An 11,450-nucleotide genomic window follows, 5' to 3' on the forward strand; every position below is an offset into this window, starting at 1 on the left:
AAAATTAGAGCATAAACTGGATTTGTAATTCCCCAACAACAAAACCAAGTACTGCGCCTACTGCAATGAGTGCCCACTCATCTTCTTTGAACGCAGGACGTAACATGCCCTCAAATTCGGATGGTGTTAATTTTTGCATACGTTCAATTAAAGTACTGCGAATGTTCATCGCATCTTCTGCATACGACTCAACATATTTCATAGTCTCTGGCAGCTGTTGCATAATACGTTCAGCAACCTGCGTTTTCATATTCTGGTATTTTTCTCCACCAATTGCATAAACAACAAGTGGGCGAATCACACCTGCTTGTATGTCAATTTCCTGTTTAACATGGCGGTTAACTAGCTCAATCACACGTGCAGAGTGAGTACCAGAAAACAACTCTTCCATCATATGACGTGAAGTTAAAAGCTGTTTGGAAATTAAAGCTGCATAGTCAGCTGCTACTTCATTTTGACGTTTAATAAATAGACCTTGCCAAGTATAACCCAATATCTTTTTCGGATAGAGAGGTCTAAACATCATTTGTAGCGCAATCCAGTCACTAAAGAACCCCACAAATCCGCCAAACATCGGCAGCATCCAAGGGTATTTGCCTTGCGTGATAATCCAGCACAACATTTGGATTACACCAATACCAAAACCGAATACAAAGCCAACGTTACTGAAAAATTTAAATTCTTGTTTGCCTACACGCTTAAAAATATTGTTGAGCAGACGTTTGTCTTTAAGCAAGTTGCTAATCACCAAATGCTTAATATCAAAATATCGATTTACGTCACGTTGCACTTCACTCATGATGTGCTCGACTATTTCCGGTGCTTTTGATTGCACTCTACGGATCAGTCTTTGACGGGCAAACTCAGGCATACCTTCCCATAAACCGGGTTGATACTCTTGCGCCACTTCACGCGTAATATCTTCTGCTGCTGCCATTAATGGTTTTTCAATTTCTTTGGCAATACGCTTTGGGTCAAGACGAGCAAAAATTTCTTCGGGCTTAATCAGCTTGGCTGTCATGAGTTCAACAGCAATGGTTGCCATTTTTTCAGCTTTACGAGGTACGATACCTTGCCAGCCAAAAAACGGTTTAATACCTTTAAATTCAAGTGGTGAGAACATCATTTGAATGGCAATCACTTTTGTGACATAGCCAATTAAACCACTCATGAAAGGAATAGAGACATACAACCAAAAATGTTGCTGGAAATCTGCAATCATACTTTGAAGCATTGTTGTTCCTTAGATTTCTATTGATTTTGATATGGGGCAACAAGCCATAAAAAACGGATAACTGTTTAAGGACAGACAAATATCGCTAATGGTATTTACCTTTCCATGGTAATGCCTGTTTTATCGGGTCATCTTAACATCAAATTCACAACGATGTTGCATAGAATGTGATGAATTTATCAATGTGTGTGAAGTTTTTAGGGGGTATACAGTATGTTGATAAATATCAATAAATTTTAATTTATATTGATCAATCCCAATATAGAAATGATTCTGATATGAAAAAAATAAGATATATGATGATTTGCGGTGCGCCGAAGCGTGAAAAATGTTAAAATGGCGCGCTTAATTCTTTTGCCATTTAGTGGTTTGTCATGACTACCAATACTCAAATTACTGAAGATCGTATCCTGATCCTGGATTTCGGCTCTCAATATAGTCAGCTCATTGCACGTCGTGTACGTGAAGCTGGTGTTTACTCTGAAATGTATGCCTTTGATATGTCTGAAGAAGACATTCGTGCTTTTAAGCCAAACGGTATCATTTTATCAGGTGGACCTGAGAGTGTGCATGAAGAGGGCAGCCCACGAGCACCGCAAGTGGTGTTTGAATTAGGCGTTCCAGTATTGGGTATTTGCTATGGTTTACAAACCATGTCTGAACAGTTAGGCGGTAAAGTTGAGCCGGGTACTGTACATGAGTTTGGTTATGCTGAAGTTGATATCGTTAAACGTGACCAACTTATTGGCAACTTACAAGACCGCGAAAACCAACTCCATGTTTGGATGAGCCACGGCGACAAAGTGAGCAAGATTCCAGAAGGTTTTACGATTACTGCAAGCACACCAAGCTGTCCAGTTGCTGCTGTAAGTGATGAAACGCGTCGTTTCTATGGCGTGCAATTCCACCCAGAAGTAACGCACACGGCAAAAGGTGAAGAGTTACTTGCAAACTTCGTTCATAAAATTTGTGGATGTGGTGGTCTTTGGACACCTGAACACATCATCGATTTACGTGTAGAACAATTACGTGAACAAATCGGTAATGAAAAAGTTCTTTTAGGCCTTTCAGGTGGTGTTGATTCATCTGTTGTTGCTGCGCTTTTACACAAAGCAATTGGCGACCAGTTAACATGTGTATTTGTTGATAACGGTTTACTTCGCTTAAACGAAGGTGACCAAGTGATGCAAATGTTTGCTGAAAACATGGGTATCCGTGTTATTCGTGCAGATGCTGAACAACGTTTCTTAACTGCATTGGCTGGTGAAGTTGATCCAGAGAAAAAACGTAAGATTATTGGTCGTGAGTTTATTGAAGTATTTGCTGAAGAAGCACGTAAACTTGATGGCGTGAAATTCTTGGCACAAGGTACGATTTACCCAGACGTAATCGAATCTGCTGCAAGCAAACAAGGTAAAGCACACGTTATTAAATCTCACCACAACGTAGGTGGTTTGCCAGAAGATTTAGCATTTGAATTGGTTGAACCTTTACGTGACTTGTTTAAAGACGAAGTACGTAAATTAGGTACTACACTTGGTTTGCCGCACAGCATGATCTACCGTCATCCATTCCCGGGCCCTGGTTTAGGTGTTCGTATTTTGGGTGAAGTTAAAAAAGAATATGCAGATATTCTTCGTCTTGCTGATGACATCTTTATGCAAGAGCTTCGTGACAGCGGTTGGTATGACAAAACAGCTCAAGCATTTGCCGTATTCCAACCTGTTAAGTCAGTTGGTGTAGTAGGTGATGGCCGTCGTTATGCATGGGTAATCGCACTTCGTGCAGTTGAAACGGTTGACTTTATGACAGCTCGTTTTGCACATTTACCATATGAATTGGTTGATAAAATCTCAACCCGTATTATGAATGAAATTAAAGATGTATCACGTGTTGTATATGACGTGTCATCTAAACCACCAGCAACGATTGAGTGGGAGTAAAATTGGAGTTTTAAAATGCAACCATTTTGCTGATTTTACACCATGAATGAGTTTTAAATTGAAACTTTAAAATGAAGTGCAAGATGCGTGAGGGAGTTGAAAAAACTCTAAAATAGATTAAAAAAGCCGACTTAGAAAAGTCGGCTTTTTACTGTTTTGAGATAAAGTAAATTTTTAAATACCTGATTTTTATTAAAATTATTTTGTATTGTGCTAATTTTATAAAAAAGTTAAAAGTAGAATTAGCTTAATTAAAATCAAACCATGGTATTAGTTCAAAGAGTTTTTTATTGTCAAAAATGAGCGATATAAAAATTTTGGCTGTGTGATATTTTTTAAAGCTTCAATACATATTTGTTGACAAAGGATGAAATGGTTATGTTCAACTAATATTTTGTCCTTTGATATAGCAATTATTTGGGAATCTGATCTTAATATGATGGGAGACACAAGATTATACGTCATAAATGGAAACATCTGCTGAGGTGTGTCATAAAATTGTCCTACCGCATGTGTGGGTGTTATTTTATATGGAATTTCGATTTTGTATGCCCAACGACGATATTTTCCCATGTGGTGTTCAGCAATAATAGGGGAAATATGCGAAGGAAAAATATTCAGCTTAAAGTCTTCATAAGCTCCAACAACATAAAATTTTGACATTAATATTCTCGACCTTCAATGCCATATTTTGGATTGTATTTTACTACTTTATCTTTAAGTATATTGCTCAATTTTTTAATAATAGGATTTGATATATATGTATTAGGTATAAAAATTTTATCAATATGGTTTTCCTTAAGCATATATCCTGAATCTAAACAAAACTCAAAAAGCCAAGCATGTGGATTTTTTTCTTTATACATAAAATTTACTACAGCTGTTGGAAAATATTTTTCAAGAATAGGTTTTAAGCTAATACATACTTTGTGAGAATTTAGATTTTCTAATGATGAAATAGGTAGATTAAACAAATCTAATACTAATAAATAAAATTTTATATAATCACAACTTATTATTTTTAAAAATAGATCATTTTCAATATCAGGCTTGAGGAAACCAAATTTAATACTTCCTGTATCAATTGGGCTCCCTGTCTTGAAAAACTGCTTATTATCAGTCAAAAATGATATGTTTAAGTGAATTACTATTGATCCTCTAAGCAAAGGAGGATTCTCAATTGGATTACCTACATTGAAATAATCAGCTTGTGCACTACCGGAATTATTAGCTGTATTAATAATATTTTCAATAATATGTAATTTATTTAGGGTAAGTACTTTAGAGAAAGTTTTCATTCATTTTTCTCTTTTTCTTCATTTATATACTTTTGCCACTGACCATTCGCTATATTTAATATATGTTGATAGCGTTCTTGATATACTTCTACTTTTTGAATTGTTATTTTGTAGGTGTTGCTATCATCTTCCTCCTTCTTTTTATCCATGATAATTGTACTTCTTAATTCATAAAGTGCACAAATAGTTGAAATATTCATAGCCAATCGTTCTTGATACATATATTTACTCAGCATCTGTACAGCAACACTAGCCAACGAACTAGTCAGAAGAGCTAAGATATTAATTATCCAAAAGGACTCCTTTGCATTAATAGCTATGAATATAGTGGTAAGGGCAGTGAGCCATATTTGAGATAGTGACCAAATTTTATTGTATTTTTGATTATCTTTACGTTTGCTTTTAAACTCTACGAGACGTTTTTCAATTTGTGATTCTAGCTCAACTAAGCTCTTTAAGTTATGCTCTCTATTCATGAGAAATCGATTGGTATTTGAAATTGTTAGAGAAAATACATTTTTTCTTTTAGGAGTGTCAATCAAAACCTCATCATTTGCTTAATCTTAAATAATAGAAAATGTTAAAGTCAAATTTTAAACAGGTTGGCTAATTTGTGAGTAATTTTGACTCTTCTTGCAGTAGAAATAGCACTCGAACGCTCTTTTTTATTACCTAATTCTTCTAAACCGCTTACTTAAAAATAAATAATTCATTTGATATCATAATCTTAAAATTTAAAGATATATCTTAAATTGCTAAAATATTATTTAAGATATATCTTAATAATTATAAATTAGGCATATTAGAGAACATTCAAAGATGAGACAACAATCAGAACATCATCATACTGAGCACAATGAACATCACCACGGACATCACCGTTCGGGGCGTCGTGGAAGACTTTTTGAAGCGGGACGTATGAAACTTCTGGTACTTCACCTTATTCAGCAAAGCCCTAAGCATGGTTATGAAATTATAAAAGAGATAAGTGATTTGGTCGGTGATGGCTATATACCAAGTGCGGGAACAATCTATCCCACTTTAACCAGTCTGGAAGAAATGAATCTAATTAACTTGTTAGATGTAGAGCGTAAACAATATCAAATTACGGAGTTTGGTGAGGCTTATTTAACTGAACAAAAAGATAAGTTAAGTGCACTGTTAGAAAAATTACGCTTAAGACGTGAAATTCACAGTAATGATCAATTAATCGAAATTCACCGCGCCATGGAAAACTTAAAGACGGCTTTACGTTTGAAATTAAATACAACTGATTTGCAGCAAGAGCAGATCTATCAAATTGCTGAAAAAATTGATCAGGCTGCAGTTGCAATCGGGCGCCTATAAGTTGAGATACAACATGTTAGAGCTACAGCAAAAAATCAAAGAAGCAGGTCTAAAAGTTACTCATCCAAGACTTAACTGACAGACGCCAAACAAGAACAATTTTTAGCCTGTTTGCAATCGGTATTTACTCAATTTCAAGTTGACTTGAAGCAGGTTTAAATTATCCAAAATCATTAATTTTTAATAGAGAATTTATATATGAAACAACATCAATATCACGTTACGGTACAACATTTAAAAAATGCCAAAGGCGAAGTTTCTACCTATATGGAAAGACTTGAGTTCTATACTGGTAATCATGACGATATTTTTGAGATTGTTGAAAAGTTAAAGAATGCAGAATTTTTCGATGATCAAACCACAAAATCTTTTGCCGTTGGTCTAAAGTTATTTAGTGAAGTCATGCTGGAAAATCGGGACCATCCACTATTTGAAGAGTTCTTGCCACAATTTGGACAATTTATGAAAAACTTAAAACAACTTGTTAAAACTCAATCTTCTTAAGAAGTTATGTTATATACCTTTAATCATTTTCTATAACTAAAAAGCGGATTGTCTCATTGATAGCACCCTGTGTATTACTAAAAGACTATATTGAATAATGAGTGTATTGTTAAGATCAGTATAACGACTCATTGCAAAAGCATAGGTAAAAGAGAGTAATATCATGAGCAATAATAATGATTACGATATTTCTGATTCAAAGGATTGCGAGAAATTTGCCAATCAATTTATTCAGGAATTTCCAATTCGCTCTGCTGAAATTGGACAGGGGACAGTCATTAAGCGGGCTTTACCTAGCCGTCAAAAGCGTATGATCGGGGCATGGTGCTTTCTAGACCATGCAGGCCCAGTAACGTTTCCTGCAGGTAATGGTTTAGATGTAGGCCCACACCCGCATATTGGTTTGCAAACCTTCACGTGGATGATTGAAGGTACCATGATGCATACTGATAGTTTAGGTTCAAAGCAGTTAATTCGCCCTAAACAGGTGAACTTGATGACAGCAGGGCATGGTATTTCTCATACCGAAGTTGCACCTAATACAGAAACCCAAATGCACGCTGCACAGCTCTGGATTGCCTTGCCAGATGCTAAGCGCAACATGGATCCGAAATTTGAACATTATCCTGAGTTGCCTGTTGTTGAAAAAGACGGTTTAGAGTTTACCGTGCTCGTGGGTGAATACTTGGCAACGACTTCTCCAGTTGTGGTGCATACACCGTTAGTAGGTGTGGACCTTATTGCTACTCAAGATACTAAAACACGTATTCCATTAAATCCTGAGTTTGAATATGGTTTCATGGCATTAGATGGCGTTGCTCATGTGAATGGTCATGAACTCACTGCTGACAATATGGTTGTATTGGATACTGGATTGAGTGAAATTGAGATTGAAATCAAAAAAGGTAACCGTGTGCTGTTAATTGGTGGTGAACCGTTTGAAACTCCAATTTTGCTATGGTGGAACTTTGTTGCACGTACTATGGATGATTTAAAAGAAGCACGTGAACAGTGGATTAATCATGATGTACGTTTTGGTGAAATTCCAGATTATGTTGGTGCACGTTTAGAGGCCCCAGTTCTTCCAGATCAAATGAGAGCATCAAAATGACAGTAGTAATCGCGAGTAGTAAGGCAAAACCTCTTGCCGAACAGTGGAAAGGTGAAATTACCAGTGGCCGTCATCAATATTTTTGTGATGAACCGGAAAAGTTAGAAGGTCATGATCAGGGGCCCGCACCCTATGATTTGCTGACTGGAAGTCTGGCAGCTTGCACACTCATTACATTAAGAATGTATGCAAAGCATAAAGAATATGATTTTGGTGAGTTCTCGGTTGAAATTGATTTTCATACCAATCGTGAGCATGAAGAACATATCGAGCGTCGTATTGTTTTTAAAGAGTTGCCAAACGAAGAGCTTCAACAGAAAATTTTAACGGTATGTAGTAAAACGCCAGTAACTAAAACTTTGTTACGTAGTTTAGACATTCATACTGTGCTTGTTACAGCATAAAAATGCTATTTTGTTGAGGTGGATGACTTTATATCCATCCCACAAATGGAATAAAACAGCATGTTCACATGCTGTTTTTTATGTAAAAAAGAAAAATAAAAGTAGGCAATAACATGATTAGTGTACACCACCTGGAATGTTCGCGATCGTTTCGGATTTTATGGGCTTTAGAAGAGTTAGGCTTAGATTATGATATTCATTATTATCAACGCTTACCCAACTACTCAGCACCGGAAACGCTGAAATGTATCCATCCGCTCGGTAAGGCGCCGATTTTGACAGATGATGAGCAAGTCATTGCAGAATCCGCTGTCATTTTAGAGTATTTGCAGCAGCGCTATGATCAAAAACAGCAATTTAAACCTAAGCAAGCTCAGGATTTACAGCAGTATATTTACTGGATGCACTATGCTGAAGGTTCACTTATGCCGTTATTAGTGATGACTTTGGTCATGAATAACGTGAACAAACATGTACCTTGGTTAATTCAACCTGTAGCAAAGAAAATTACAGAAGGGGTGAAGGCAAATTTTGTTCGCCCGCGTATGAAAGATCATATTAGTTTTTTAGAAAACTACTTGTCTGAACATGAATATTTTGCAGGGGATTTTTCATTTGCCGATATTCAAATGAGTTTTCCATTAGAGGCTCTACAGTCACGTCTTCAAGGCAAATATCCGCATATTCAAGCATTTTTACATCGGATTCAGCAAAGACCAGCTTTTCAGAAAGCAAGACAGAAAGGTTTGGGGTCAAACGAAAGAAATTGTGCTGATATTTAAAAGAAAAGGAACAAATATTTGTTCCTTTTTTTATTACTTATGCTTTATTTGCGTTTAATTACGATAGAGTCAATGCCGCTATGCTGTAATGTTTGCTGAGCAGCAAGAGCAGCTTCTTGGGTATCATATGGACCAGAAATAACACGGTACCACGTCTTACCATTTTCTGAGCTTCTAATTACATCAGCCGATAAGCCATTTAAAATGATTTCTGCGCGTCGAGCATCTGCTTGATCCGGATCGGCATAGCTACGGACTTGTAAAATGTAATTTGGTTGTTGAGGTGCAGCAGCTGTAGAGTCCGTATTATCATCAGTACTAGCAACAGCTTCTGATGCCGCAGGTTGAGCTGTGCTAGGTGCCTCTACAATCATAGCGGTACCTTGGTTTTTGCTCTCTGGAACTGCCTGTTCTGGAATAGGGGTAACTTGCTGTTGAGGCAGTAAGTCATAAAAGCGGTAATCTTTATTGGTTTCTTCTTCTTTGTAGTGATCAGAAGTAATCTGATTTTTTGAAGAAACTGGCTGCCACGGTTTCCAAAGCATGAGCACTACTGCGATACATAAGACCGCTAAAATAGCGACAAGTGTCCCTAACCATTTAGGAATTAAAGGCTTTTTAGGCTTATTAGGTCTTTCAGATACACCGCGTTGCGTTTTGCCAAACACGTGGATTATTCCTCTGTCTTTTGATTGTTTTATTTCGAGTTTAGTTCTCGTTTAATTTAAAACATCGCTTTGCATGGGTGGATTTCCTTACAAAGCGTTATTTCTTACAACACGAAGGGGTATATGACTTTGCCAAATACCCCAACAGTAAATTACATGGCTTCAGGTGCAGAAACACCGAGTAATTCTAAGCCATTGCGCAATACTTGTTGTACGTTGATTGAAAGTAATAAGCGTGCTTGTGTAAGTTCAGCATCATCACTTAAAACTTTATGCTCATTGTACCAACCGTGGAATAGCGCAGCTAATTCTTTTAAGTAGTTACCTACTTGGTGCGGTTCATACGCATTAGCAGCACGTAACACAACGTCTGGATATGCAGCCAGTTTAGCAAGAATTTCAGTTTCTGCATCAAGTGATAAACGCGCAGCATGTGAACGAGCTGCACTTACTTCAAATTGTAAGCCAGTGCTTGCTGCTTTTTCTAACATACGGCAGATACGTGCATGAGCGTATTGAATATAATACACCGCATTGTCTTTACTTTGTGAAACAGCAAGGTCAAGGTCAAAGTCAATGTGCTGTTCGCTCTTACGCATTACGTAGTAGAAACGAGCCGCGTCATTGCCAACTTCTTTGCGTAAGTCGCGTAAAGTCACGAACTGGCCCGAACGAGATGACATTTGAACCATCTCGCCACCACGCCATAAACTTACGAACTGAACTAAAAGAACAGTCAATTTTTTCGAGTCATAACCCATCGCATCAATCGCGGCTTTTACGCGAGAGATATAACCGTGGTGGTCAGAACCCCAAATATCAACAAGGTCAGTATAACCACGTTGTAGTTTGTTTAAGTGATAAGCAATATCAGATGCAAAGTAAGTCGTTTGACCATTACGGCGCTTCACAACACGGTCTTTTTCATCACCAAATTCAGTCGATTTAAACCAGATGTTGCCATCTTTTTCATATAAGAAGCCGCGTTGATCAAGTGTTTCTAACGCTTCGTCAATTTTTGCGCTAAGAGATGCTTCACTAAACCATTGATTAAAGGTTACGCCGAAGTCAGCAAGGTCATCTTTAATGTCATCTAAAATGGCATGGAGTGCGGCTTGATGGAATACGCGGTAGCCTTCACCTAATAATTGTTGTGAGTTGGCAATAAGACCGTCAATGTGTTTTTCTTTGTCGCCAGATAATACGACTTTGTTGCCTTCGCTATCTAGCTCTTCAGCATATTGCACGTCTTCTGGTACATCTTTATAAACATTCGCAATTTCACGAACGTAAGCATCGCCATCTTTATCAATGATGCCTTGTGCGATTTCTTTAACGTAATCGCCTTGATATGCATTTTTAGGGAATACAAGGTTTTGTCCAAGTAATTCCAAATAACGTAAATAAGTAGAAGTCGCCAAAATATCCATTTGACGGCCAGCATCATTTACATAATATTCGCGATCAACTTTAGCACCTGTTGCTTCAAGCAAGTTTGCAACAGTCATACCATAAGCAGCACCACGGCCATGACCTACGTGTAGGCTAGACGTCGGGTTTGCAGAAACGAATTCAACTTGAATCTTTTTAGCTGCATTTGATTGGCTACGACCAAAGCTTTCTTTTTGAGCCTGAATCTGGTCAAGAATTGCAAAACGTTGATCTGCATTTAAAAAGAAATTGATAAAACCAGGGCCTGCAATTTCAGCTTTGCTGATGTCTGCAACTTCTGGTAGCGCTGCTAGAATTTTCTCAGCTAAATCGCGTGGTTTCATACCAGCAGCTTTAGAGCCGATCATGGCAATATTAGAAGCAAAGTCGCCATGGCTTCGGTCTTTGGTGCGCGTTAAATTGCTTGAATTATTCCAATCCGAAGGAAGCACACCTTCTTGCTGAAGGGTTTGCACTGCATGGTCGAGAGCTGCTTGTATTGCCGTATTCATATCAATCGAAAATAGATGTCGCAGAAAAACGTCAAATATAGCAAATTTCCTATGAGTTAGGGGAGTGCATTTAACGCTTTCATTTAATTTCTTTCTTGAAATTTCATGGAACTATTTTTTTTGTAAATATTAAAAAATAAAATTAGTAAAATTCTAAAAATACGTAAATACAGGCTTTTTAGGTAATATTTTTGAAATTATAAGATAGTAAAACAC

General features: G+C 37.2%; 12 protein-coding genes and 1 pseudogene. 7 read left to right on the top strand and 6 right to left on the bottom strand.

What is annotated here, in order from left to right; genetic code table 11:
* Nucleotides 1-4: 4 nt before the first annotated feature.
* A complete protein-coding gene (locus ACH63V_RS14240; RefSeq protein ID WP_396463866.1) occupies nucleotides 5-1,222 on the bottom strand; it encodes a DUF445 domain-containing protein in 1,218 nt (405 codons plus the stop codon).
* A 386-nt stretch (nucleotides 1,223-1,608) separates the two neighbouring features.
* Here ACH63V_RS14240 and guaA point away from each other — a divergent pair, with 386 nt between their 5' ends.
* Nucleotides 1,609-3,177, top strand: coding sequence for a glutamine-hydrolyzing GMP synthase (gene guaA / locus ACH63V_RS14245; RefSeq protein ID WP_263612691.1), 1,569 nt, complete (start codon nucleotides 1,609-1,611; stop codon nucleotides 3,175-3,177).
* 270 nt (nucleotides 3,178-3,447) lie between these two features.
* On the opposite strand, the gene ACH63V_RS14250 is transcribed toward guaA, so the two are convergent.
* Genes ACH63V_RS14250 through ACH63V_RS14260 form a run of 3 tightly spaced genes read right to left on the bottom strand, consistent with a single transcriptional unit; the run spans nucleotide 3,448 to nucleotide 4,951 of the window.
* Nucleotides 3,448-3,840, bottom strand: a complete 393-nt coding sequence (locus tag ACH63V_RS14250) for a hypothetical protein (RefSeq protein ID WP_396463858.1) — start codon at nucleotides 3,838-3,840, stop codon at nucleotides 3,448-3,450.
* A complete protein-coding gene (locus tag ACH63V_RS14255) occupies nucleotides 3,840-4,475 on the bottom strand; it encodes a hypothetical protein (protein ID WP_396463859.1) in 636 nt (211 codons plus the stop codon). Before ACH63V_RS14255 ends, ACH63V_RS14250 begins: the two co-directional genes overlap by 1 nt.
* Nucleotides 4,472-4,951, bottom strand: coding sequence for an SLATT domain-containing protein (locus ACH63V_RS14260; RefSeq protein ID WP_396463860.1), 480 nt, complete (start codon nucleotides 4,949-4,951; stop codon nucleotides 4,472-4,474). Before ACH63V_RS14260 ends, ACH63V_RS14255 begins: the two co-directional genes overlap by 4 nt.
* Before the next feature lie 343 nt (nucleotides 4,952-5,294).
* Between ACH63V_RS14260 and ACH63V_RS14265 the strand changes: the two genes are divergently transcribed.
* The 6 genes and pseudogenes from ACH63V_RS14265 (at nucleotide 5,295) to ACH63V_RS14290 (ending at nucleotide 8,623) form a co-directional block, all read left to right on the top strand.
* Nucleotides 5,295-5,822, top strand: coding sequence for a PadR family transcriptional regulator (locus ACH63V_RS14265; RefSeq protein WP_396463861.1), 528 nt, complete (start codon nucleotides 5,295-5,297; stop codon nucleotides 5,820-5,822).
* 75 nt (nucleotides 5,823-5,897) lie between these two features.
* Nucleotides 5,898-5,981, top strand: a pseudogene (locus ACH63V_RS14270) (transcriptional repressor); the annotation flags it as partial.
* A gap of 39 nt (nucleotides 5,982-6,020) precedes the next feature.
* Entirely contained in the window at nucleotides 6,021-6,326 is a 306-nt protein-coding gene (locus ACH63V_RS14275) for a DUF3861 domain-containing protein (RefSeq protein ID WP_396463862.1), read from the top strand.
* 163 nt (nucleotides 6,327-6,489) lie between these two features.
* The gene (locus ACH63V_RS14280; protein ID WP_396463863.1) at nucleotides 6,490-7,437 is read left to right on the top strand and encodes a pirin family protein; all 948 of its coding nucleotides are present in this window, start codon (nucleotides 6,490-6,492) and stop codon (nucleotides 7,435-7,437) included.
* Nucleotides 7,434-7,841, top strand: coding sequence for an OsmC family protein (locus tag ACH63V_RS14285; protein WP_022574376.1), 408 nt, complete (start codon nucleotides 7,434-7,436; stop codon nucleotides 7,839-7,841). The genes ACH63V_RS14280 and ACH63V_RS14285 overlap by 4 nt, the downstream gene beginning before the upstream one ends.
* Before the next feature lie 113 nt (nucleotides 7,842-7,954).
* Complete coding sequence (locus ACH63V_RS14290) at nucleotides 7,955-8,623, top strand: glutathione S-transferase (protein WP_022574377.1); 669 nt, start codon at nucleotides 7,955-7,957, stop codon at nucleotides 8,621-8,623.
* 44 nt (nucleotides 8,624-8,667) lie between these two features.
* Here the strand turns inward: ACH63V_RS14290 and ACH63V_RS14295 are convergent, their stop codons facing one another.
* Both ACH63V_RS14295 and argS read right to left on the bottom strand, forming a co-directional pair.
* Nucleotides 8,668-9,291, bottom strand: coding sequence for an SPOR domain-containing protein (locus ACH63V_RS14295; protein ID WP_006582308.1), 624 nt, complete (start codon nucleotides 9,289-9,291; stop codon nucleotides 8,668-8,670).
* Nucleotides 9,292-9,443: 152 nt separating this feature from the next.
* Nucleotides 9,444-11,234, bottom strand: a complete 1,791-nt coding sequence (argS, locus tag ACH63V_RS14300; RefSeq protein ID WP_396463864.1) for an arginine--tRNA ligase — start codon at nucleotides 11,232-11,234, stop codon at nucleotides 9,444-9,446.
* Between the last annotated feature and the right edge of the window lie 216 nt (nucleotides 11,235-11,450).

This window comes from Acinetobacter sp. ABJ-A23_2, assembly GCF_044538765.1.
In the GTDB taxonomy this organism is placed as follows: Bacteria; Pseudomonadota; Gammaproteobacteria; order Pseudomonadales; family Moraxellaceae; genus Acinetobacter; species Acinetobacter nosocomialis_A.